14 protein-coding genes and 1 pseudogene are annotated in these 24,191 nt (G+C 60.2%); 11 read left to right on the top strand and 4 right to left on the bottom strand.

Annotated features, from left to right (window positions below; all coding sequences use genetic code 11):
* Positions 1 to 33 precede the first annotated feature (33 nt).
* From PM3016_RS39295 to PM3016_RS03965, 4 genes are all read left to right on the top strand, one after another.
* Entirely contained in the window at positions 34 to 1,077 is a 1,044-nt protein-coding gene (locus PM3016_RS39295) for an FAD-dependent oxidoreductase (protein ID WP_238540434.1), read from the top strand.
* Complete coding sequence (locus PM3016_RS39300; RefSeq protein ID WP_238540574.1) at positions 1,019 to 2,404, top strand: (2Fe-2S)-binding protein; 1,386 nt, start codon at positions 1,019 to 1,021, stop codon at positions 2,402 to 2,404. The genes PM3016_RS39295 and PM3016_RS39300 overlap by 59 nt, the downstream gene beginning before the upstream one ends.
* A gap of 5 nt (positions 2,405 to 2,409) precedes the next feature.
* Positions 2,410 to 4,554, top strand: coding sequence for an assimilatory nitrate reductase catalytic subunit NasC (nasC, locus tag PM3016_RS03960; protein WP_014368497.1), 2,145 nt, complete (start codon positions 2,410 to 2,412; stop codon positions 4,552 to 4,554).
* A 1,252-nt stretch (positions 4,555 to 5,806) separates the two neighbouring features.
* The gene (locus PM3016_RS03965) at positions 5,807 to 7,864 is read left to right on the top strand and encodes an LTA synthase family protein (protein WP_016362292.1); all 2,058 of its coding nucleotides are present in this window, start codon (positions 5,807 to 5,809) and stop codon (positions 7,862 to 7,864) included.
* A gap of 86 nt (positions 7,865 to 7,950) precedes the next feature.
* On the opposite strand, the gene PM3016_RS03970 is transcribed toward PM3016_RS03965, so the two are convergent.
* A complete protein-coding gene (locus PM3016_RS03970) occupies positions 7,951 to 8,247 on the bottom strand; it encodes a hypothetical protein (RefSeq protein WP_014368499.1) in 297 nt (98 codons plus the stop codon).
* A gap of 111 nt (positions 8,248 to 8,358) precedes the next feature.
* Here PM3016_RS03970 and PM3016_RS03975 point away from each other — a divergent pair, with 111 nt between their 5' ends.
* The gene (locus PM3016_RS03975; RefSeq protein ID WP_014368500.1) at positions 8,359 to 9,924 is read left to right on the top strand and encodes a copper amine oxidase N-terminal domain-containing protein; all 1,566 of its coding nucleotides are present in this window, start codon (positions 8,359 to 8,361) and stop codon (positions 9,922 to 9,924) included.
* Between the two features lie 246 nt (positions 9,925 to 10,170).
* Here the strand turns inward: PM3016_RS03975 and PM3016_RS03980 are convergent, their stop codons facing one another.
* On the bottom strand, positions 10,171 to 11,295 hold the full coding sequence (locus PM3016_RS03980) for a glycoside hydrolase family 88/105 protein (protein WP_014368501.1): 1,125 nt from the start codon (positions 11,293 to 11,295) through the stop codon (positions 10,171 to 10,173).
* Between the two features lie 259 nt (positions 11,296 to 11,554).
* Here PM3016_RS03980 and PM3016_RS03985 point away from each other — a divergent pair, with 259 nt between their 5' ends.
* Complete coding sequence (locus PM3016_RS03985) at positions 11,555 to 13,525, top strand: sensor histidine kinase (RefSeq protein WP_014368502.1); 1,971 nt, start codon at positions 11,555 to 11,557, stop codon at positions 13,523 to 13,525.
* Between the two features lie 136 nt (positions 13,526 to 13,661).
* On the opposite strand, the pseudogene aspA reads toward PM3016_RS03985, so the two are convergent.
* Together aspA and PM3016_RS03995 are read right to left on the bottom strand one after the other, a co-directional pair.
* Positions 13,662 to 15,099, bottom strand: a pseudogene (gene aspA / locus PM3016_RS03990) (aspartate ammonia-lyase).
* A 33-nt stretch (positions 15,100 to 15,132) separates the two neighbouring features.
* Positions 15,133 to 16,398, bottom strand: a complete 1,266-nt coding sequence (locus PM3016_RS03995; RefSeq protein WP_014368503.1) for a cation:dicarboxylate symporter family transporter — start codon at positions 16,396 to 16,398, stop codon at positions 15,133 to 15,135.
* A 297-nt stretch (positions 16,399 to 16,695) separates the two neighbouring features.
* Here PM3016_RS03995 and PM3016_RS04000 point away from each other — a divergent pair, with 297 nt between their 5' ends.
* The 5 genes from PM3016_RS04000 (at position 16,696) to PM3016_RS04020 (ending at position 24,061) form a co-directional block, all read left to right on the top strand.
* On the top strand, positions 16,696 to 17,979 hold the full coding sequence (locus PM3016_RS04000) for a sensor histidine kinase (RefSeq protein WP_238540437.1): 1,284 nt from the start codon (positions 16,696 to 16,698) through the stop codon (positions 17,977 to 17,979).
* Between the two features lie 6 nt (positions 17,980 to 17,985).
* Complete coding sequence (locus tag PM3016_RS04005) at positions 17,986 to 18,921, top strand: response regulator (RefSeq protein ID WP_014368505.1); 936 nt, start codon at positions 17,986 to 17,988, stop codon at positions 18,919 to 18,921.
* Positions 18,922 to 19,386: 465 nt separating this feature from the next.
* Positions 19,387 to 20,832 (top strand): pectate lyase family protein, encoded by a 1,446-nt coding sequence (locus tag PM3016_RS04010; protein ID WP_014368506.1) that lies wholly within the window; start codon positions 19,387 to 19,389, stop codon positions 20,830 to 20,832.
* Positions 20,833 to 22,183: 1,351 nt separating this feature from the next.
* Positions 22,184 to 23,158 (top strand): ABC transporter permease, encoded by a 975-nt coding sequence (locus PM3016_RS04015; protein ID WP_014368509.1) that lies wholly within the window; start codon positions 22,184 to 22,186, stop codon positions 23,156 to 23,158.
* A 30-nt stretch (positions 23,159 to 23,188) separates the two neighbouring features.
* Positions 23,189 to 24,061: a carbohydrate ABC transporter permease gene (locus PM3016_RS04020; RefSeq protein WP_014368510.1), complete on the top strand. Its 873-nt coding sequence runs from the start codon at positions 23,189 to 23,191 to the stop codon at positions 24,059 to 24,061.
* Positions 24,062 to 24,191: the final 130 nt, after the last annotated feature.

Genomic DNA, 24,191 nt, shown 5'->3' on the forward strand with positions numbered 1-24,191 from the left:
GGATAAGAGATGGATCAACGGGAGGCGATGAAGATGAGTAAACCCAGAATTGTGCTTGTCGGCGGCGGGATGGCAGGCGTGCGCTGTCTTGAAGAGATTCTGAAGCTGGCGCCGGGACGCTTTGATATGACGGTGATCGGCAGCGAGATTCACCCGAACTACAACCGGATTCTGCTCTCCAAGGTGCTGCAGGGCGATACGCGGGTGGAGGACATTACCTTGAACAGCCGGGAGTGGTTCGAGGCCAATGGCATCCGGCTCATCACGGGGGAGACCGTGGTCCAGGCGGATACGAAGCGGCGCCGCATCCTGACCGACAAAGGCCGGACGGCGGAGTACGATTATCTCATCCTCGCGACAGGTTCCCTGCCCTTCATGCTCCCGATTCCGGGGGCGGCGAAGCAGGGGGTGACGGCCTTCCGGGATATCGAAGACTGCCGGCGCATGATCGAGGCGGCGAAGACGTGCCGCAAGGCGGTTGTCATCGGCGGCGGTCTGCTCGGGCTGGAAGCGGCCCGCGGACTGCTTAATCTCGGGATGGAGGTCGATGTGGTCCACCTCAATCCGTATCTGATGGAGCGGCAGCTCGACCCTACGGCATCCCGGATGCTGAAGAAAGAGCTGGAAGGACAGGGCATGCGGTTCCTGCTCGAGAAGTCGTCCCAGGAGATTCTCGGCAGCGAGCGTGTGACGGGCTTGAAGTTCACGGACGGCACCCAGACGGCGGCCGACCTGATCGTTATGGCGGTTGGTGTGAGACCGAACGTGGGCTTGGCCAAAGACAGCGGTATTGAGACGGGACGCGGAATTCTCGTCAACGACTATATGGAGACCGGCACGCCGGGCGTCTATGCGGTCGGCGAATGCGCGGAGCACCGCGGCATCGTGTACGGGCTCGTGGCCCCGCTGTACGAGCAGGGCAAGGGTGCTGGCGCAGCGGATCTGCGGCACCGCTTCGGAGGAGGAGGGGTACCAGGGCTCAATTCTGGCGACCCAGCTGAAGGTGTCCGGCGTCGAGGTGTTCTCGGCCGGGGACATCGCCGATACGGACGAAACGGAGTCTCTGCAGCACTATGACGGCATCCGGGGCGTGTACCGCAAAATCTGGGTGCGCGGACGGCGGATCACCGGTGCGGTGCTCTATGGGGATGCCAGTGAAGGCACAAAGCTGCTTGGGTATATCAAGCAGGGGGCGGATGTGTCCGTCCTTGAGGAGAAGCCGGCCGGAGCTGCGGAAGGCGCACAGGATGCCTATCTCTGCGCGATGGCGGACAGCGAGACGGTCTGCTCCTGCAACGGGGTGACCAAGGGCAGCATCGTCCGGGCGGTGCGTGAGCAGGGGCTCGAGACCTTCGAGGAGGTCCGCAGCTGTACGAAGGCATCCAGCTCCTGCGGGGGCTGCAAGCCGCTCGTCTCAGCGCTGCTGGCCTACACCCTGGCGAATGCGGAAGGGCCCGGGGCCGAGGCGGAGCCGGTCTGCGGCTGCACGGATCTGAGCCGGGAAGCGCTGCGCGAAGCGGTTACGGCGCAGACCTGGACGTCGGCTGCCGAGGCGATGCAGGCGCTCGGCTGGCGGACGCCGGACGGCTGCGCGGACTGCCGCCCGGCCGTACGCTACTACGCGGGGCTCGGGCAGCCGGCTGCAGCCGAAGTGCCTGCCGCCGGCAGGCTGGCGGACGGCACCTATGCCGTCATCCCTCGCCTCTACGGCGGGCAGGCCGGTGCCAAGGAGCTGCGGCGCATTGCGGAGGCGATGGAACGCCACGGCATCCCGCGCGCCAAGCTCTCCGGCGACGGGCAGCTTCAGCTGCTGGGCGTTCCGGCGGCGAAGGTGCGCGAGGTGGCCTCGGACCTGAAGCTGCCGACGGTCGTATCCGCGTCGGGCCTGGCGGTAGGCTCCGTCACCTCCTGCACCGGCCTCGGGCATGACCCGTCCGCGATGCAGGACTCGGCGGGCATGGCCGCGGGGCTCGAGGAGGCGGTGGAAGGGCTGCAGCTGCCGGCCAGGGTGCGTATTGCCGTATCCGGCAGCCCGCTGCACCGGGCCGAGACGCTGACCCGGGATCTCGGCCTCGCCGGCACGCCGGATGGCTGGGAGATCTATGTCGGGGGCAGCGCGCAGGCGCAGGTGAAGGGCGGCCAGCTGCTCTGCACGGAGAGCAGCGGGGAGCGGGCGGTGGAGATCGCCGCCGCTTTCCTGCAGTGGTACCGCGAAGAGGCTTACTATGGCGAGACAGCCGGGGAGTGGGTCGACCGGGTCGGTCTGCTGCCGCTGAGGGAAGGCCTCTTCCATCCGGAGCGCCGCGGGGAGCTGGTCCAGCGGCTGCTCGAAGAGCGGCTGCGGGCCGCAGCCGCGGAAGCACGGCATTCGAATAAGCGGAATGAAGCCGCAGTAGGCAGGTGATCGGAATGAAACCCATCGGACCGGTATTGGAAGCGGGGAGGAGCACATCTCCCCTGGTCATGGATACGCAGTGCCCTTTCTGCAGCGTGCAGTGCAAGATGCGGATCACTGGGGAATTCGACGGCAAACGGATGAATTATACGGTCGAGGGGCAGCCCAATGCGGCTTCGGAGGGACGGCTCTGCGTCAAAGGGATGAATGCCTACCAGCATGCCTTGAGCAGCGAGCGGATTCTCCATCCGATGCGCCGTCTGCCGGACGGCACCTTCGAGCGCATAACCTGGAAAGAGGCGTACCAGGAGATCGCCCGCCGTTTTTACGAGATTCAGCGCGGTTTCGGCAGCGATGCCGTCGGAGTGTACGGCGGCGGGTCCCTGACGAACGAGTCCGCCTACCTGCTGGGCAAGTTCGCCCGGGTCGCCCTGCGGACGAAGTATATCGATTATAACGGCCGGTTCTGTATGTCGGCGGCGGCCTCGGCGGGGAACAAGGCGCTCGGCATGGACCGGGGGCTGACGAATCCGCTCTCCGACATCCCGCTGGCGAAGTGCATCATCCTGGCCGGCACCAACATTGCCGAATGCCAGCCGACCCTGATGCCTTACTTCACGAGAGCGAAGGAGCAGGGGGCGTTCATTATCGCCATCGATCCGCGGGAAACGGCAACGACGCAGATGGCCGATCTTCACCTGCAGGTGAAGCCGGGCATGGATGCCGCACTGGCCAACGGGCTGCTCAAAGTCATCCTGGACGAGGGCTTGACCGACCCGGCATTCGTAGAGGGCCGCACGCGCGGCTTCACGGAGCTGGCGGCGCATCTGGAAGCCATGGATCTCGGCGTCATCGCTGGGATGACCGGCGTTCCGGCGGAGCTTATCCGCCGTGCCGCTTCCGCTTATGGCCGGGCTTCTACCGGCATGGTGTTCACCGCCCGCGGCGTGGAGCAGCAGACGGACGGCTATATGGCAGTCCGTAACTTCCTGAATCTGGTGCTCGTCACAGGCAAAATCGGCCGTCCGGGCTGCGGCTACGGCGCCGTTACCGGCCAAGGCAACGGGCAGGGGGGACGCGAGCACGGGCAGAAGGCGGACCAGCTGCCGGGCTACCGGCTCATCGAGAATGCGGCGGACCGGGCCTATGTGGCCGGTGTCTGGGGCATTGATCCTTCTGAGCTGCCCGGCAAGGGTGTGTCGGCCTACGAGATGATGGAGAAGGTGCATGACAGGGAGATCCGGGCCCTGTTCCTGATGGGCTCGAACCCGATCGTCTCCAACCCCAATGCAGTCTTCGTCGAAGAAGGCTTGAAGAAGCTCGACTTCCTGGTGGTCGCGGACATGCTTATGTCCGAAACCGCGAAGATGGCGGACATCCTCCTGCCGGCCTCGGCCTATCTCGAGAACGAAGGAACCCTGACGAATCTCGAAGGCCGCGTTCTTCTGCGGGAAGCCGCCCGCGAGGTGCCGGGGGAAGTGCAGCATGACTGGCAGATCCTGTGCGGGGTGGCCTCGGTGCTCGGCAGGGGCCGGTACTTCGGGTTCCGTTCGGCAGAGGAGATCTTCGATGAGCTGCGGCATGCGTCCCGCGGCGGGGCGGCGGACTATTACGGCATCACGTACGACCGGCTGCGCCGGGAAGGCGGCGTCTACTGGCCGTGTCCTTCTCCGGACGAAGCGAACTCGGGGCGTCTGTTCGAGGAGACGTTCGCCCATGGCGACGGGCTCGCTGAGCTGCTGCCGGTGGACAGCCGCTTCCCGGTGGAGACGGCCTGCAGCGAGTATCCCCTTTACCTGACGACAGGAAGGGTGCTCTCCCATTATTTGACCGGGGTGCAGACCCGCCGCAGCCCGTCTCTTGCCGCAAGGGAGATCGAGACGTTCGCGGAGCTGCATCCACGCACGGCCCGCCGCTTCAAGATTGGCGAGGGGGCGCTCATTGTGCTGGAGACCCGCAGGGGAACCATGACGGCGCGCACCCGGCTCCATACGGGCATCCGCGAGGATACGGTATTCGTGCCGATGCACTGGGGGGACGGCCAGAACGTGAACCGGCTCACCCATCCGGCGCTCGATCCGGTGTGCCGCATGCCGGGCTTCAAGGTCTGCGCCGTGCGGGTGGAGCCGCTGGTGACCGCGCGTGCCGATGATTTGTAACGCTTGGAGAGGGACATAGGGAAGGCCGTACCGGAAGTAAATCCGGTACGGCTTTTTTTGGGCGTTGATGAGTAAAGGGAAGTAGGAGACGGTACACGGCACCAGCACCGGCGAACCAAGGCCGCCACTGGAGCGCGGCTTTCACTCCAGCGGCCGATCACGACACGCATCACCATAACCGTAAGAACCCGTGCCTGGCCCGCTCGCGACCCAGATATCTCACATCTGGCCCCATACCGCGGGATGAAATCACAGGTGCCTGGCCACTCACACCGGCGAGATGAAATTACAGGTGCCCAGCCACCCACAGCGGCGGGATGAAATCACAGTTACCCAGCCACCCACAGCGGCGGGATGAAATCACAGGTGCCCGGCCACTCACAACGGCGAGATGAAATCACAGGTGCCCGGCCACCCACACCGGCGAGATGAAATCACAGGTGCCCAGCCACCCACAGCAGCGAGATGAAATCACAGGTGCCCAGCCACCCACAGCGGCGACCCCAAACCACCGACGCCCGGCGTCCACACCAGTCCCCACGCATGGTTCCCAAATTTTTTTGAGATAGCGGAACTGAAGTTCGCTATGGGGGTATTTCCCATGATTTCCCGACAAATAACGGAACTCAGATGCCTTATGCAGACCAAATTCACAGGATCCCCCTGAATTATATGCAATAGCGAACCTGAGTTCCTCTATCTCTCACAAAGGGACCCTTATTCGTGAAATAACGCATCTGAGTTCCTCTATTGCTCCAACTGGCCTTACTACTCGACTGGCCATTGGGGCAAAAACAATGGCGCTGACACTGCGGCCGGAGAATGGCCCTTCAGCAATGCGGCAATCCAGCTGGAACCCTACGGGACCGGCTGCTTCTGTAACCACGGCGTCACCGGGGCCGAGGGTGAACGACGAAGCGGCGCGGTCCGAAAACTTGGCCCAAGCGGGTCGGACAAGCCTTTACCGGAGAGCTTCTGCGGGAGCGCAAGATCCGCCCTTTTTGGCAGTCGCGAACCGCTCTAGAGGGACGATGGAAGCCGCTTATTCAGGGTTCATACAGAAGCCGCCTTGGGAACATTTTCGCCCAAGATTGTTGCGGACATTCCGCGGATTTCTTGCTATACTAAAGTGAATGTTTACAAATCATTAATAATGAAGAATGTGGTGAAGATAAATATGGGGGAACTGCAATTGGCAATCCTAAATCTCGGACGGAAAATTTCCGCACTAGGGCGGAAAGCGTCCTACAGGATGCGCCTTTTTTTCGGTGCGTTCTGGATTGTGTTCCTGGTGGAGCTGATGAGCCGCGGCCAATGGGAGAAGGCCTTCGGATGGACCTTCCAGTCCCTGCCTGCGCTTACGCTTAATGCCCTGGCGGTCTTCGGGTTCCTGCTGCTGCTCACCGCGCTTACGGCCAGCATCCGTCTGTCATTCTGGCTCGTTGCGACGTTCTGTCTGGCGCTGGGGCTGATCAGCGGCATCAAGCTTGATATTCTCGGCGTACCGCTGCTCCCGTGGGACCTGCTGTTAACCAGCGAATCCTCCGACATGGTGCAGTATATCAAGGGACTGCTCAGCTTTACGATTATTTCGGGACTGGTCGTATTCATCGGACTGAGCATGCTGCTGCTGTATAAGCTGCCGCGGCTTGCGATGTCGATCAATTGGAAGCAGCGGCTTGTGATGGGCATTGTCTCCGTTATGCTGCTGAGCTCTATCTATACGGACGGCATGGCTTCGATCAAGAAGTGGGCCAATATCCAGAACATCGCTTGGGATCAGTCGCTCAACGTGGACACGAACGGGTTCCTGCTCTCGACGATCATGAACCTCAAGTTCCTGTTCCTGGCACAGCCTGAGGGCTACGATGCGGATAAGGTTCGTGCGCTGGCATCCTCCCATGTCCCGGCGGCTCCCGCCCAAGTGAAGCCGAATGTGATCGTCGTGCTGAGCGAATCGTTCTGGGATCCGACGCAGATCAAGGGCATTCAGTTCAGCCGCGACCCGATTCCGTTCTACCATGAGCTTGCGGAGAAATACACCAGCGGCACGATGCTCTCCCCGCAGTATGGCGGAGGGACGGCCAATGTGGAGTTTGAGGTGCTTACAGGCAATTCGATGCGTTTCCTGCCTCCGGGGTCCGTCCCCTACAACCAGTATGTCGACAAGGGAATTGATTCCCTGGCTTCCATCCTGGCGCGGCAGGACTACACATCGACGGCCATTAACCCGTTCCACAGCTGGTTCTACAGCAGCAAGAAGGTATACAAGAATTTCGGGTTCTCCAAATACATTTCGCAGGAATTTTTCGAGCCGGATTATGAAGGTCCTTATCTGGCCGACCGCCAGGTAGCGAAGCAGATTATCGATGCTTCGGCACGCAGTGAAGGTCCTGATTTTATTTTTGCCAATACGATGGAGAATCATTACCATTATTACCCGGGGAAGTTCAAAGAAAACACGATCAAGGTAACCGGCGTAACGGGAGAATCCCAAGGACTCCTCGAAACCTACGCCCAGGGGCTGATCGGCGCAGACGATATGCTGAAGCGTCTGGTCACGCACTATGAGCAGTCGGAAGAGCCGACGATCGTCGTCTTCTTCGGCGACCACCTGCCGAGTCTCGGAGACAATTATCAGGCGTACAAGGATTCGGGCTTCCTGCAGGAGAATGACCCGGATTCTCTGAACAAGCTGTACCGTGTGCCTGTGCTCGTCTGGAACAATTATCTGCCGGAACGCAAGGAAGAGCTGAACATGAGCCCATCGTTTCTTACCCCGTACATTCTGAAGCTTGCGGAACAGCCGGGGACATATTACACGGATTACCTGTACCAGCTCTATCAGACGACGCCTGTGATTCCTCCGAGCAACTACTACGCCCAGATGGGGATTGAGCCGGAGGAGCTCAAGACGTATGAGAACCTGCAGTACGATATTCTCTTCGGTGAGCAGTACGGCTACGCTGAGACGAAGACCGTGGTGAAGGATGAGCATTATATCCTGGGTCCGGGCCCAATGAAGATTAATGAAGTGCGCAGCGAGACGGCGGGAGAAAAGACGGTGCTTACGGTAACCGGGGAAGATCTTCCGAAGACGAGCGTGCTGGAGGTCAACGGCAAGGCCGTCACGACCCATTGGAGCGAGGAGCAATCGGCGCTGAAGGCGGAAGTCCCGTCGGAGACGCTGGACGAGAAGAAGCCCTGCAAGGTCAAGGTGCTTGTCAAGGATTCCAAGGATAAGCTCGTCGCGGCATCGAATGAATATCAATATGCTGCACTCGCTGTAAGCGGCAGTGCGGCTCCGTAACAGCCCAAGCGGCTGTCTGCCTTTCGAGGCGGACAGCCTTTTTTTGTTGGCTGGGGGATGACGTTTGAGAAGAGATCGGTTGGATGTTATAAAAAAGGATCCGGTTTGTGGAACGTGCCGGCAAGCTTCTCGGCATGGAGATCGCGAGTAGGGGCTTCATAGTCCTCCAGCACATCGATGGTGTATTCCTCGCCGGCCTTGAAGGCCCGGAAGATCATCCGCTGCGGATCGATGAGCGTCACATCATGGCCTGCATGGCGCAGGCACTGCTCATAGTCGGCGGCCGTCGGTATCTGCCCTTCCTCCAGGAAGATCAGCCCCCGAAGCTTCGTTACCTGCTTGTGGCGGTGGATATTGAAATAAACCGTATGCTCTTGTGTCATAATAGAGCTCCTTTCCCTTCCGCGTGATCTTTGTCCTTTCCAACGGCAGGCAGTCCCTATATACTCTTGGTATCGCCTATCCAAACTATACCACATCCGGGAGAGAACCAAATGAAGAACAAACGCATACCTGCCCTTGTCCTGTTAGGAGCAGCCGTCACCGGACTGCTCGGAGGGACTGCCGGCGCCGCGGAAGCGGACGCTGCGATTCAGCTGAGACTGAACGATACCGCAGCGCTGAAGAACGGCCAGCCGGTGATCCTGGAGACGCCGCCTGAGCTGAAGGGCGACACGACGATGGTGCCGCTGCGTTTCGTCAGCGAGTCCCTTGGCGCTGCGGTGGAGTGGGACGGGACCGCACGCACCATCACCCTGAAGCAGGACGGGCGTAACATCCGGCTGACGATTGACCGGCCGGAGGCAGAGGTGGACGGCCAGCCCGCCGCCCTCGAGCAGCCTGCGTTCATCCGCAGCGGCACGACCCTGGTGCCCCTGCGGTTCGTGGCGGAGCAGCTGCACCAGGACGTGGCGTACGACGCGGCGACGAAGACAATCACTCTGACGCCGGCCGCAGGGCAGGGGACGCCTCCGGCGCTGCCGCCCGAGAAGAAGCCGACGTATCCGCCGCCAAGAGATACGCCGGCAGCCGAGCCGGTGCGGCAGAAGCTGGAGACGCCGACAGTGGATAATCTGACGGTCGATCCGAATGCGGGCAAGGTCAGAACGGTCATGATGTTCACGTCCTCCGGTATGAAGGTCGAGGTTCACAGCATCGTATCCGACAAGAAAGATCACGTATACGTTCTCCATAATGACAAGAACAACGGGGGCATTATCGGATACGGGGAGTTCAGTATTTTGAAGTATGATACCGCCGTTCCCGGACCTTCCATGAGTCTGGTCCGGTCGTTCGACCAGAAGTTTAGCTTTACCTACAAGGATCAGCAGGGAACGAACCGCAAATTCGATTACGGGAGCTTCATTCCCACCGGCCTCCACTACAGCGAAGGAACCGGCAAGCTGTATGTGATGGGAGAGAGCATTGACACGGATTATCCGCGTATTCTCACATATGAGGTGTATCCGGAAGTCAAGCTCGTGGCCGTATCTCCGGACAAGGGGACGAATTATCATACCGGACGCAACTTCTTTGCGGCTTCAGCGGATGGGGGGATCTACTACACGGACCTGTATCACCAGTCCTATTATTCGGCGGGGGCAGAGGGGGCCAGCACCTTCATCGGCAGCACACCCACGGATACCTCCAGTGAGATGGTTTCACTTGAGCAGGATGGGCAGCATTATGTTCTGGACAAGAATTCCAAGTCGGTTTATAAAGCGGGTCCGAAGGGCTTCGAACTCCAAGGCCGGGTGGAATTGGAGAAGATCAAGGGGATGGCTGCTTCCGGCGGATTCTTCTATGTGACCGATGGAGCGAAGGTGTATCAGATCAATCTCAAGGGTGAAGCCTCCGTTTATGTCACCCTCGATAAGCTGACTTACAACAAAGGTTTCTACAACCCGCAGACCAAGCAGTATGAGGAGCTCTACCGAACCGAACCCGGCAAGCTGACGGCGATTGACGAGGCGAACCGATTCACGGTGGACGAAGCGGGGAGCATTTACCTTTTTGACAACGTCAATCAAATTCTGCGCCGGATTAATGTGTATCCTTAACCTTATACAGCGTTAAAAAAGCAGTTGGACAAGGCGAGAGGGACATCGGCTCCATGCCGGAAAGTAAGAGCTGCCGCGACCGGGCCGAACGTGTAAACCGGAGAGCCTTATCCTTTGCTGCCAGCCGTTTTCCTTGCTATTGCCAAACCAACACAAAAGCCTCCGCTCCCGGACAAGGGATTGGAGGCTTTTGTGCAGCGGCAGATGCGGAGTGCAGAGCATCGTCTGCCGCAGGCCGCAGGGAAGTTACTTCTTCGCTTCGTCTGCAGCTTCGATCTCGAGGCAGGCCATGACGAACGGGGCGAAGCCCTTCGGATCGTCGCGGCGGATCGGCTCGCTGAGATAGTACTCGTAGGAGCCGTCGCGGTATGGCTTGTTGCCGAGACCGGCCACGCTGCAGATGCCGTTCAGGTGCATCGTGCCGTCTTCGTCGCGCTCGAAGTAGCGGTCAAGCAGGCCTTGGTAGCCGCGGCGGGCCGATTCGAGAGCCCAGCCGCCGAGGTAGCCCTTGTTGGCGCCCTTGGCAAATGCACACGTGAACATGGAAGACGCAGAGGCTTCCAGATAATTTCCTTTCTCGCCGCCCTTGTTCAGTACCTGGTACCAGAGGCCGCTTTCTTCGTCCTGTACGGCGACAATGGCTTCCGCCAAGCGGTAGAAGATCCCGATGATCTGTCCGCGCTTCGGATGGTCCACCGGAAGGTAGTCGAGCACATCCACGATGGCCATGACGTACCAGCCGACGGCGCGGCCCCAGAATTCCGGCGAGCAGCCGGTTACCGGGTCGGCCCAGCGCTGTTCGCGGCTCTCATCCCAGCCGTGGTAGAGCAGCCCGGTCTTCGGATCGCGGGATACGCGCTCCATGAGCAGAATTTCGTTCGCAATGTCGTCGTACCATTCGTGCTCGTCGAATTGGCTTGCATATTGGGCGAGCAGCGGGGAAGTCATATATACGCCGTCGAGCCACATTTGGAACGGATAAATTTTCTTGTGCCACAGTCCGCCTTCGCTCGTGCGCGGGTGCCCCTTGAGCTGGGTTACAAGCAGGTCGAGCGCCTTGCGGTACTTGGCTTCGCCGGTCCGCTCGTACATGAAGAACAGCGTCTTGCCCTGGTTGATCATGTCCACATTGTATTCTTCCAGGGAGTAGGTGTCGATCGTTCCATCCTCGCGGATGAACAGATCCATGTTCTCCCGGATATAGTTCCAATAACGGTCATCGCCGGTCTTGCGCCACATGCGCTCGAACGCGGTCAGGATGCATCCGTTTTCATAATTCCAGCAGCGTCTTTTCTGAAACGGCATGTCGGACACCAGAGGATACTGCTCCATGAAGGATTCCGACATGATTTGGGACCAAGGCTTGCTCACTTCCAACGCCTCCTTCTTCTATTCTTCTCTAGCATAGCATATGGCCCGTCTTAATTCTAACCCTTTTGTTAACGTGTGCGACCGGAAATTGATTCCTCTTGTCTTTTTGAATGAAGGCCGCTGCGCTCAGGTGCCGCAAGTGCTCATTGTCAGCCTCAGGGAGCGGAAGGTATACTGTAGTCGACCCGGATGAACGTGCGTTTGCCTTCATTCGAACTGCGATAAAAACGAAAAGCTTTCAACGATGGAGTGATACCTGATGAATTCAACCGACGGGCTGCAGCGTCCGGCGTTCCGGCTGTGGCCGTACGCCGTGTTCGTCCTGCTGGCGGTGCTGCTGCTGGCGGCGGCTTCCCTGCTCCTGGCCGGCGATCTTCGGCGTTCTTCTTCAGCCGCAGGCACGGCCGTGCTGGATGCCGGAGCGCCGTGGGAGGCTGTGCTCGGGGATCTGCCGGTGTCCGGCGGGCGTCCGGACCCGGCTTCAGCCGCATGGCGTCCCCTGCGCGAGGTCCAGCAGTCCCCGGAAGGGCAGTCCCACACGGGGAACTTCTGGATCCGGACCACGCTCCCGGCCAAAGAAGGCGGCTGGCGCGATCCTTACCTGCAGGTGCAGCGGCAGTTCAATTATGAAGTGTACGCGGACGGTGTACGGTTAGGCGGACGGAATCCGAACGGGGAGGACCGATACACGCATGGCGGCTTCGGCTGGAAAATGTACCGGCTGCCGGCGGACCCTGCGCCGCAGACCCTGATGGTGCGGATTACCCGTTTCAGCCCGGGCACTACGATCGGGGACTTTACACTGGGAGAAGGAAGCGCCCTGCTCGCCGAGATGATCCGGCATGATGTAGTCGGGCTTCTGTATGTGCTTTTCTTTGTTCTGCTCGGCAGCGGCTCGCTCTTCTTCTGGATCCGGTCGCACCGGGACCCGTCCTATCTCAGCTTTGCGCTTCTGTCCTGGACTGCGGGGCTTGCCTATCTGCTGCGCCTGGAGACGTTCCAGCTGCTTCCGCATACGGCCCTGCCCGTCTATATGGCCGATCTGCCGGGAGTCACGGCGACAGGCGCTTTCTTTCTGTTCCTGCATCACTTTGCCGGAGAGAAGGGGAACAGGCTGTTCCGCCTGCAGGCCTATGCCTTGTTCGCGTTCAGCGCGGCCACGGTGCCGCTCGTCTTCCTGATGGATGTGCAGACCTTCGGCAGCTTCTACAATAATGGACTGCTGGTTCAGCTGGCGTTCGGGGCGGTCACCTCCTTACTTTTCATTATCCGGAGTTTCCGTGCGAATGTGGACGGGGAGGGCGCCTGGATTCTGACAGGCATGTTCTCCGCTGTCTTCTTCACCGTCCTGCATGTGGGCGGGGCGATCATTACGGCCGTTCCCGGTCTGAGATCGCTGAGAACTTCACCCTCCTACGAGTATTTCACGCAGAATGCGGCAGGTCTCGGCGTGCTGCTGCTTGTGGCTTCGTTCAGCATGGCGCTGATGACACGGATGGCCCGGATCCGCCGGGAGCATCAGGCCTTCACGGAATCGCTCGAAGTCATGGTGAAAGATCGGACCGCCGAGCTGCAGGAGGCTTACCGGCTGCTGCAGCTTACCGTGCAGGAGCGCTCCGAGGCGATCGCCGCGCTGTCGGTCATGGAAGAGCGCAACCGCATTGCGGGCGATATCCATGACGTGGTGGGCCACACGCTGACGTCGACCCTGATGCAGATCGAAGCGGCCCGGCGGCTGATCCAGCGCCAGGATGAGCGGGGGATGGAAAGGCTGGAGCTGGTAGGGGAGCTCGTGCGCAAAAGCCTGCAGGATATCCGCGAGTCCGTGCATATGATGCAGTCGGCCAGCAGCGACTATGACCTGGAGCGGATCATCCCCGGCCTGCTGGCCCGGACCGAGTCGGCGGCCGGCGTGGAGGTGCAGGGCAGCATGGGGAAGCTGCCGCCGCTGTCCATGCAGCAGAAGAAGGTGCTCTTCCATACGCTGCAGGAAGGGCTTACGAACGGCATCCGCCATGGCCAGGCCCGCCGCTTCCGGTATGAGCTGCAGCACGAAGACGGGCAGGTTCGTTTCGCCCTCTGGAACGACGGCCGCCCCCATGCCGGGGAGAAGTACGGGTTCGGCCTGACCACGATGCTGGAGCGGGTGCAGCAGGTAGGGGGAACACTCGAGGTATCGTCCCCCGGCGGCAGCGACTACCTGCTGTCCATTCGCTTCCCGGTGGCGTAAGACGGCCATCACTGCTGTTCAAGCAGGCTGATCCGAACAGCGTGTCGACGCTGCAGAAAAAAAACGTCCCGCAAGCCAGGCAAAAGCCTTGGCAGGCGGGACGTTTTTTTGCTGATCTATCGTGATCCTGACCTTCCTACTTGTCGTGATCCCCGCGGTGGAGCAGCTGCGCTCCGGCGATGCCGGGATTCGTCATCTCGTAAGGGTCGAGGATCGTGTTCAGCTCCTCTTCGGTGAGCACATTGTACAGGAGGCACAGCTCGCGGACCGGACGGCCGGTGACGATCGCCTCCCGGGCGATCCGGGCGACGACTTCGTAGCCGAGGTGCGGATTGAGCGCGGTGATGACGCCGACGCTCTTCTCCACATACTCCCGGCAGCGGTCCGCATCGGCCTGCAGGTCCTCGAGGAGGAATTTGCGGAACACATCGAACACCTGGTTCATCATGCCGAGAGACTGCAGCAGGTTGAAGACGAGCACAGGCTCCATGACATTCAGTTCAAGCTGTCCGGCTTCGGCGGCGAGGCAGATCGTATGATCGTTGCCGAACACCTGGAATGCGACCTGGTTCACGACCTCGGCCATGACCGGGTTCACCTTGCCCGGCATGATGGAGGATCCGGGCTGGCCGTGGCGGCAGCAGCAGCTCGCCGAGACCGGCGCGCGGTCCGGAGGCCAGAAGACGGATGTCGTTGGCGATCTTCGACATGTTGATCATGCACACCTTGAGCGCCGCCGACACCTCGGTGTAGGCATCCGTATTCTGCGTCGCGTCGACGAGGTGCTCGGCCCCCTTGATCGGCAGGCCGACCAGCTCGGCCAGATGCTCCACGACCCGCTTGATGTAGCGGGGGTCGGCGTTAAGGCCGGTGCCGACTGCGGTGGCGCCCATGTTCACCTCGTAGAGATGCTCACGCGTTGCCTTGATGCGCTTGATGTCCCGGGCGAGCACCCGGCTGTAGGCCTCGAACTCCTGCCCGAGCCGGATCGGCACGCCGTCCTGCAGATGGGTGCGGCCCATTTTGATGATGGGATCGAATTCGAGCGCCTTGCGCTGGAACGTGGTGAGCAGCTCCTCCATCGTGACGGTGAGCTTCCCGATCAGGGTCAGCGTCGACAGATGGATGGCGGTCGGGAACGCATCGTTGGTCGATTGGGCCATGTTGACGTGCGTGTTGGGGCTGACGGTGAAATAATCACCCTTCGTGCCGCCCAGCAGCTCGATGGCCCGGTTGGCGATGACCTCGTTGGCGTTCATATTAATGGAAGTGCCCGCGCCGCCCTGGATCGGATCCACGATGAACTGGTCATGCCACTTGCCTTCGATGATCTCCTGCGCGGCCTGGGCGATCGCTTCGCCAATCCGCTTATTGAGCTGCCCGGTCTCCATGTTGGCGAGCGCGGCCGCCTTCTTCACGTAAGCCATGGCCCGGATCAATTCCTGATGGATCCGGTAGCCCGTAATCGGGAAGTTCTCCACGGCCCGCAGCGTCTGGATGCCGTAATAGGCGTCGACCGGGACCTCCCGGGAACCGAGAAAATCTTTTTCTATCCGCACCTGACCTGATCTCATCCCATTCTCCCCCTGCCAGCGGAATTCTTGTGATTAAGCCGCCTGTTTGATGGAATCCAAGTATTGATTACCCTTCTTCTGGTCGTAATGCCCTTCCCACTTCGCCATTACAACCGTAGCCAGCGAGTTGCCGAGCACGTTGACGACCGTGCGGGCCATATCGAGAATCCGGTCAATGCCCGCAATGAAGGCAAGGCCTTCCAGCGGAATCCCTACGGAGCCCAGTGTTGCCAGAAGGACGACGAACGATACGCCCGGCACGCCGGCGATTCCCTTCGATGTTACCATAAGCACGAGCATCAGGGTAACCTGCTGGGAGATCGAGAGATCGATGCCGTACATCTGGGCGATGAACAGGGCCGCCAGTGCCTGGTACAGGGTCGAGCCGTCGAGATTGAACGAGTAGCCGGTCGGTACGACGAAGGAGGTAATGGCCTTCGGCACGCCGAACTTCTCCATCTTCTCGATGACCTTCGGCAGCACGCTCTCGGAGCTTGCCGTAGAGTAAGCGAGAATGAGCTCGTCTTTCAGAATCCGGATGAACATCATGATGCTCGTTCCACAGAGCTTGGCGATCGCTCCGAGGATGACGAAGACGAACAGGAACATGGCGGCATATACGGAGATGACCAGCTTGCCGAGCGGGAGCAGGGAAGCCACACCGAACTTCGAGACGGTGATCCCGATGAGTCCGAAGACGCCGATCGGCGCAAAACGCATAATGAGGTTCGTCACCCAGAACATCGCATCCGCCACGCCGTGGAAGAAGGCGAGCACCGGCTTGCCTCTCTCGCCGATGGCGGCTACGCCGAGACCGAAGATGACGGAGAAGAAAATGATTGCGAGCATGTCACCGGCCACGAAGGACTCAAAGATGTTCTTCGGCACGATGTTCACGAAGGTATCCGTGAAGCTGTGGTTCGTCGCTTTCTCAGTCGTATCCACGTACTTTGAGATATCGCTCTTCGTCAGCTGCTCCATGTTCAGGCCGGCACCGGGCTTCACGACATTGGCGACGAGGAGGCCGAAAATGATGGCGATGGTCGTTACGATTTCAAAATACAGAATCGTTTTGCCGCCCAGCTTGCCGAGCTTCTTGATGTCGCCTACGCCGGCTACCCCTACGATGAGCGAGGAGATGACGATCGGCACGACGATCATTTTGATCAGACGCAGGAAAATATCGCCGAGCGGCTGCAGATAAGCCCCTATGGCCGGATTGCCGTAGAAGACGGCGCCGACGATGATACCGAGAATCAGGCCCACCAGAATTTGAAACGCCAGACCGAATTTTTTCAAGAGGATCCCACCTTATCGTATAATTTTAAAACGCTTTCTTTTCTTTTCCCTCCCATAGTTGCGAGGATTGTTCTTTAAACCTATTGTAAAAGGGGGGCTACGCGCTCCTACACAATCCTACACGTTTTTCGTGTCATGAAAATTATCATGGGTTTTTGCAGAGGATATAGCTTAAGCGGCCTTTTTTTCCTTGGGAAGGAGCCGCCCTGTACGCAGAGGGGCTTGGAAAGCGCCGTCCGTCGGGTTATACTGGTCGAATCATTACGATTCAGGAATGGACCGGAGGTGGAGGCCGTGGTGGCCATAAACGAAAAGGGGCTGCTGCTGCTCCTCATGGCAGTCATGGTTCCGCTGGCAGGCGAGCTTCACTTCTATCCGTTCGGCGATGACTTCCGGATCTCGCTGGGCACGCCGGCCTTCTTCTTCTTCCTGCTCTGGATCCGGGGGGTTCCCGCGGTACTCTCGGGGCTGCTTGCCGGCGTGTGTGTGATGCTCTTCCGTATGGGTCTTGGGGCTCTTACCGGGGGAGAGGCCGATTGGGGCCGCCTGCTGCAGCTGCATTTTCCCGCGCTGTTCTATTACCTGGCTTACGGCACCGCCTTCTTCGTCATGCAGGTCAGCCGCCTGGACAGGCCGCTGCTGCTCGGGGTGCTCGGCGTGCCGCTCGAGCTGACGGCCGCGGTGACCGAGCTGCTGCTGCGCTATGCCGGAACTGCCCGGACGATTACGCTCTCGACCCTGAACGTGATCGCCATTATCGCGCTCTTCCGCAGCTTCTTCGTGATCGGCTTCGTCAACCTGCTGAAGCTGAGGGAGTCGCAGGCCGCCGCAGAGCTGCAGCGCCGGCGCAACGAGGAGATGCTGATGCTGGTCTCCGAGCTCTATGAAGAATCGCTTCATCTGCAGAAGACGCTGCAGGATGCGGAGCAGATGACGCAGATGAGCTATGCGCTGTATAAGTCACTGAAGGGGCTGCAGCTTGGCGAGGGAACGGAAGGGCTGGCCCAGAAGGCGCTGGCGCTGGCTGGAGGCGTGCATGAGATCAAGAAGGACAACCAGCGCATTCACGCCGGGCTGGCCCGCCTCATCACGGATGACGGGCTGCCGGATTACATGGCGGTGGAGGAGCTGGCAGACGTCGTGCTGCGGTCGAACGGCCGGGTCGCACGGATGCTCGGCAAGGAGATCGATATGCAGCTGCAGGCGGACGGGCCGTTCCCGCTCTGCCACGCCTATACGCTGCTGTCGCTGCTGAACAACGCCGTCGTGAACAGTGTAGAGGCGATCGCGGAGAGGGGTACCGTGCGGATTACGGCGGAGCGAAGCGGTGAGAGCCTCGTGCTCCGCGTGGCCGACGACGGTCCGGGCATCCCGCCGAAGCTGCGGGAGCTGGTGTTCCAGCCCGGCTTTACGACGAAGTACGATAAGGCCGGCCGGCCTTCGACAGGCATCGGGCTCGGCTACGTGAAGCAGACTGTGGAAGCGATGGATGGAACGGTGACCCTGCTTCCGGGGATCGGGGGCCGGGGAACGGAAGTCTGCATGACACTGCCTCTCGGGCAGGTAGGAAAGGGAGAATAAGGGAAGATGATGCGATTTTTTATAGTGGATGACGATCCCGCAGTCCGCTTCATGCTGGCGCAGATTATCGAGGATGAGGACCTTGGAGAGGTGGCCGGGGAAGCGGAGGACGGGGCTCTGGTGGACGGCGGAGTGCTCGCTCTCAAAAAGGTGGACGTGGTGCTGATCGACCTGCTGATGCCGCGGCGCGACGGGATTGAAACGGTAAAGAGCTTGTCGGGGAGCTTCGACGGCCTCTTCGTCATGATCTCCCAGGTCGAATCGAAGGATCTGATCGGTGAGGCGTATGCGGCGGGCATTGAATATTACATCACGAAGCCGGTCAACCGGCTGGAGGTGATCGGGGTGATCCGGAAGGTGGAGCAGCACCTGCTGCTTCACCAGTCGATCCGCGATATCCGCCGCTCGCTCAGCGTTATCGGCATGGACCCGCAGCAGGAGAAGCGGAGCCAGGGCTTCGGCGACCGGAGCCTGCTCTCGGCCGCGAACGATGTGCTGTCCGAGCTCGGTATGCTCGGCGAGAGCGGCAGCCGGGACCTGCTCGACATGGTGCAGTACCTGGAGCGCTGGGAGAGGGCACGGGGCTCGGACTATGCGTTCCCCTCCCTCGGCGAGGTGTTCGAGGAGGTGGCCTTGGCCAGGCTGGGCGCCTCGGTGTCCCCGGCGGACCTGCGCAAGGAGGTCAAGGCGGCGGAGCAGCGGGTGCGGCGGGCTGTAGCGGAAGCGCAGTCCCACCTGGCCTCCCTCGGCCTCATCGATTACTCGCATCCGAAGTTCGAGCAGTATGCGGCGAGCCTCTTCGATCTCAGCGAGATCCGCAAGAAGATGAAGGAGATGGAGGAGGGGGACTCCTCCGCGGCCGGCAGCAGCGTGCGCACCAATACGAAGAAGTTCGTTCAGGGGCTGTACCTGGAGTCGAAGCGGCTGATCTCACGCATGTAGCATGCGGTTGGAGAAGCATCCTCCTTCTGGCTGCGGTGCGGTGGGAGGGAAGCGCAGGAGATTGGCTGAGGCGGCGGAGTACAGCCAGGTCGGCGCAGAGCCCCGGGGCGATCATGTATATGAACGAGGAGCGGACCGGGGGATGGAAGTTACGGGGGCGGATCGTTCCCCGTTTTTTACAGTGCGTGACGGAAAAAGGGTGAAGCGGGGGCGTCCAGGGGCTGGGTTTCCATGAACTGGGATGTGCTCCTTTCAACCGGCTTGTCCCGCTTCGCGCCAATAGTGCCTGCGGCGAGCCGTTTTTTTCGCATTCCATGAGCCTTGAAGACATTCCGAAAGACACCTGCTCAGATGATTATTGCTGTAACGCTCCTTCCGCCTGTACGATGATCCCACTGCCTGTATTTGCCGTACAGACAAATCGAGACATCAGGGTTCATCTACCAGGGGAGGTTTGTGTTCATTATGTTCAAAGAATGGAAAGTGCTGCTCAGCTGCATGCTCATCGGATCGCTTCTGCCCGGCGGGGCCGCCGTGGCGGGATCCGCATCTACATCCAAGGAGGCCGGGGCTGACAAAAAGAGTTTATCGCCTTTTGTGCAAACGCTTCCGGATGGGGTAACCTGGGCTGCCTATGATAGCGGCGGGCTGGGCGTAACGGGCGGCAATACGGCTGCGCAGGAGAACGTCTATGTCGTCCATAACCTCAGTGAGCTGGTGCAGGCGCTCGGCGGAGATAATGCGGCGAACGGTGCCAACGGGGTGCCGAAGCTGATTTTCGTGCAGGGGACTATCGATATGAACGTCGATGCGGATAACCGGCCTCTGGGCCTCGAAGCGTATGCTCAGCTGGCCTACGAAGAAGCGCTTCTGGCGGAGGCTGCAGCCCCAACGGGCAGGACGATCGTAAAGTATGATGAAGCCGCTTACGTGGCTGCCTACGATCCTGCGGTCTACGGCAGGAAGGCGCCGGCCGGTCCGCTGGAAGAAGCAAGGGCGGCCGCGCAGAAGAAGCAGTCCGCCAATATCAAGATCAATGTCGGCTCCAACACTACGATCATCGGCCTCGGCAAGGATGCAAAGATTCTCGGAGGCAACCTGGTGATCAAGAGCGACAATGTCATCGTCCGCAATATCGAATTCCAGGATGCGTATGACTTTTTCCCGCAGTGGGACCCTACGGACGGCAGCAGCGGCAACTGGAATTCCCAATACGACTCGATCTCCATCATTGGCGGCACGCATGTGTGGATCGACCATAACACGTTCAACGACGGGGACCGTCCGGATCATACCTTCCCGCTGTACTACGGGCGGAAGTTCCAGCACCATGACGGGGCGGTGGATATCACGACCGACTCCAAAGTGAAGAAATCGTCGAACTACATCACCGTCTCCTACAACCACTTCGCGGAGCATGACAAAACGTCCCTGATCGGTTCCAGCGACTCGGCGACCTATGATGCGAACAACCTGCGGGTGACGATGCATCACAACCACTTCGAAGGCACGGACCAGCGGGTTCCTCGCGTGAGGTTCGGCCAGGTGCATGTCTACAATAATTATTACAGCGAGTCCACGCTGTATGCCATCGGGGTTGGCGTATCGGCGCAGGTCGTCTCCGAAGCCAACGTCTTCGAGTCGGTAAGCTCGCCGGTCGCTTATTACGACAAGGCGGCGCTGCCGGGCAGTGTGAGCGATGCCGGCAGCCTGTACCTGAACAGCGGGACGCCGGTGCTGAAGGGCGTGCCGAACTGGGTGCCGCAAAAGACCTACGCGTATAAGCTTGATCCGGCGCAGGCCGTGAAGGCGAAGGTGCTCGCACAGGCGGGAGCTGGCCGGATGGCGCCGGGCACTGAGCAACTGCGTGAGCAGGGGCAGGCTGCCTTTGCGGCGGCGAGGCCTGCCTAGCGGCGGCTGATGGGCCGGGCAGCGGCCTGATGGCTGAAGGCGAAGGTGCTCGCCCAAGCGGGCGCGGGCCGAATGGTGCCAGCCGGACACTGAGCAACTGCGTGAGCAGGGGCAGGCTGCCTTGGGAGGCGGTGGTCCCGTGTGATGGCCGGGAATGCCGAAGTGGCTCGTCGCCTGCCGCGGTCAGCGCTGTATTGGTGTAGAGCATCATGGCGGTTTGACCGGCAAGCTGGAAAGGACAGGTCCCTCACAGTGACATGGAGGGGCTTGTCCTTTTTGGGCGTTCGCGGCTGACAGCTTCGGACCCCGGATACGGCGATCCCTCCTGGGCCCAACGATGAGTGGACGAGCTCTCAGAGGTAAGCGATGGTTGCACCAACGCTTCGTCAAAGGAGGGGCATGCCATGGTACCGTCCTTGGGGATCGCGGGGGAAGAGCTGGAACGGAACGGTTGGAGGGGGAAAAGGCAAAATAACGGAACTACGATGCGTTATGAACTGCTTTGAAGAGGAGATTTTGAGAATAGAGGAACTGAGATTCGCTATTTCGCCGAATGAGGCGCTTTTTCCATGCCGTGGGGATCAATAAGGCATCTGAGTTCCTTTATATTGAGGGAAATGATGGGAAATATTCCGATAAGGCATCTGAGTTCCGTTAATTCAAAATGCCTCCTCATGGGCTAATCGGATTTTGCAGTTGGGATGCTGGATTTGTGGAATGTGCCGCTAACGAACCTGTTCGGTTCTCGACCACACTTCAGCTGGACGGAGGCTTTATGCAGCCGGTGCTCAATTGGCAAAGAACTCGACTGGGACCGCCCCCATGCCAACTGCCCCGCATGCACACCGCCCCGCATCGCCACTGTCCAGCATCGCCACCGCCCGCATGCACACCGCTCCGCATCGCCACAACCCACGGCCTCGCAAGCCAGCCGCGCCGCATATCCGCAGTGTTGCATGTCCTGCGCCTCGCAAGCCGCTGTTCTGCAAGCCCGCCCCCGCATCCCCACGGCCTTGTAAGCCCACCGTCCAGCATCGCCACCGCCCCGCATCGCCACCGCCCCGCATCGCCACCGCCCCGCATCGCCACCGCTCAGCATCACCACTGCTCAGCATCGCCACCGTGCAGCACCCCCCTCGCTCAGAGGCGGACAAAGCCGCTCATGCCGGACCCGGTCATGGGCGGTCATCAGGTTGGCTGCGGCATACGGGGAGTTAACGCCGGCACACTGCCTTTAATGAAAACCCTTACATTCATACCGCCTTAGGAAACAGGTTAAAATCGGCGCATAGATGTTCCTGGGGTCCGGGTCCATAATGGGGGTATTCCCAGGGCAGGAGGTAGCGGCAATATGGAAACGGATTACGCAGACGGAAAAGCGGCCGGGAACAAGACCCCGGCGGCGGCGGGAAGAGCGGGCCTCGGCGCCCTGGCCAGAGAGCTTCTGCGGGACAGGTGGCTGTATCTCATGGCCCTGCCGGGAGTGCTTTATTTTATCGTCTTCAAGTATGTGCCGATGTACGGCCTCGTGATGGCTTTCCAGGACTACAAGCCGCATCTTGGCTTTCTGGATTCGCCATGGGCCGGGCTGAAGCACTTCCGCCGGTTCTTCGGGGAGCCGGCCTTCTGGACGCTGTTCAACAACACGGTGCTGCTCGCCGTGTACAACCTGATTTTCTTTTTCCCGCTGCCGATCGTGCTCGCCTTGATGCTCAATGAAGTGAGGCAGGAGCGGTTCAAGCGCTGGGTCCAGACGATGGTGTACATTCCGCATTTTGTCTCCTGGGTCGTCGTGGTGGGGATCTTCTACATGCTGCTCACCACCGAGGGCGGCGTGATCAACGAGCTGATCTTCGCGCTGACGGGGGAGAAGATCGCCTTCCTGCTTGAGCCGGGCTGGTTCCGGACGATGATTGTCTCGCAGTCGATCTGGAAAGAGGTCGGCTGGGGCACGATCATCTTCCTCGCAGCTCTTGCCGGCGTGGATATGCAGCTCTATGAGGCGGCGCGCATGGACGGGGCGAACCGCTGGCGCCAGCTCTGGCATATTACGCTGCCGGCCATACGCAGTACGATCGTGATCCTGCTGATCCTGCGGCTCGGTTCCTTTCTTGACAGCGGCTTCGAGCACATTTTCCTCATGCTGACCCCGACCAACCGCGATGTCGGCGAGGTGTTCGATACCTATGTGTACATGAAGGGTCTGACGCAGGCGCAGTACAGCTACAGTGCGGCGGTCGGGCTGTTCAAATCGGCCGTGGGGCTCATCCTCGTGCTTGGTGCGAACTGGCTGGCCAAGCGCTTCGGCGAAGAAGGCGTGTATTGATGATTCTTGACTCAAGGAGGGAGAAAAGTCATGATACAAGACCGGACCTTCGGCAACCGGTTGTTCGATACGGTCAATGCGGCGGTGCTCATTCTGGTGGCCCTTTGTACGGTGCTGCCTTTCGTCTACGTGCTTGCGGTGTCGTTTACCGATCCCCATGAAGTGGCCAAGGGGGGAATGATCCTGTTCCCGACGAAGTTCTCGCTGGCGGCTTACGAGTACATTTTCTCCACGGATACGCTGGTCAAAAGCCTCGGGGTGTCGATCTATGTGACGGTCGTCGGCACGTTCATCAACCTGCTGTTCACCTCGCTGCTTGCCTACCCGCTGGCCAAGCCCCACTTCCGCGGGCGGCAGGTGATCCTGCTCGGCGTGCTGTTCACGATGCTGTTCTCGGGCGGGATGATTCCATCCTACTTCGTGGTGAAAGAGCTCGGCATGACGAACACGCTGTGGTCGCTCATGATTCCGTCGGCGATCTCGGCATTCAATCTGATCGTGCTGCGCAACTTCTTCCAGCAGATCCCGGACGGTCTCGAGGATTCGGCGAAGATCGACGGCTGCAGCGATCTCGATATCCTGTTCCGCATCGTGCTGCCGCTCTCGCTGCCTGCGATGGCCACCTTCGGCCTCTTCTACGCGGTGGCGCACTGGAACACCTTCTTCAGCGCCATTCTTTACATCAACGACCATAACAAATGGCCGGTGCAGGTGCTCCTGCGGGAGATCGTCATCCTGGCGCAGAGCCGGATCGGGGAGACCTCCTTCGAGGAGTCTCTGATCCAGCCGCTGACGATCCGCATGGCGGTGATCGTGTTCGCCACGGTGCCGATCTTGCTCGTATATCCGTTTTTGCAGAAGCATTTTGCCAAGGGAGTACTGCTCGGTTCGGTGAAAGGATGACGTTCCTTCGCTATCGGAAGTGCGGGCGGCGGCGATGTAACTGCGGCTCGGACAGCTTCCTGCGGAGGACGGAATCTTTCCATATACAAATACGCTTAACACGCTAGGGGTTCTATAGTTCGTTCGATGC

It is taken from the genome of Paenibacillus mucilaginosus 3016 (assembly GCF_000250655.1).
In the GTDB taxonomy this organism is placed as follows: Bacteria; Bacillota; Bacilli; order Paenibacillales; family NBRC-103111; genus Paenibacillus_G; species Paenibacillus_G mucilaginosus.

Excerpts from the sequence above, each read along its gene's own strand:
- PM3016_RS04005 (WP_014368505.1), top strand. The coding sequence starts at position 17,986 with ATGATGCGATTTTTTATAGTGGATGACGATCCCGCAGTCCGCTTCATG.
- PM3016_RS04010 (WP_014368506.1), top strand. The coding sequence starts at position 19,387 with ATGTTCAAAGAATGGAAAGTGCTGCTCAGCTGCATGCTCATCGGATCG.
- PM3016_RS39295 (WP_238540434.1), top strand. The coding sequence starts at position 34 with ATGAGTAAACCCAGAATTGTGCTTGTCGGCGGCGGGATGGCAGGCGTG.
- PM3016_RS04020 (WP_014368510.1), top strand. The coding sequence starts at position 23,189 with ATGATACAAGACCGGACCTTCGGCAACCGGTTGTTCGATACGGTCAAT.
- PM3016_RS04015 (WP_014368509.1), top strand. The coding sequence starts at position 22,184 with ATGGAAACGGATTACGCAGACGGAAAAGCGGCCGGGAACAAGACCCCG.
- PM3016_RS03965 (WP_016362292.1), top strand. The coding sequence starts at position 5,807 with ATGCGCCTTTTTTTCGGTGCGTTCTGGATTGTGTTCCTGGTGGAGCTG.
- PM3016_RS03985 (WP_014368502.1), top strand. The coding sequence starts at position 11,555 with ATGAATTCAACCGACGGGCTGCAGCGTCCGGCGTTCCGGCTGTGGCCG.
- PM3016_RS03975 (WP_014368500.1), top strand. The coding sequence starts at position 8,359 with ATGAAGAACAAACGCATACCTGCCCTTGTCCTGTTAGGAGCAGCCGTC.
- nasC (WP_014368497.1), top strand. The coding sequence starts at position 2,410 with ATGAAACCCATCGGACCGGTATTGGAAGCGGGGAGGAGCACATCTCCC.
- PM3016_RS03970 (WP_014368499.1), bottom strand. The coding sequence starts at position 8,247 with ATGACACAAGAGCATACGGTTTATTTCAATATCCACCGCCACAAGCAG.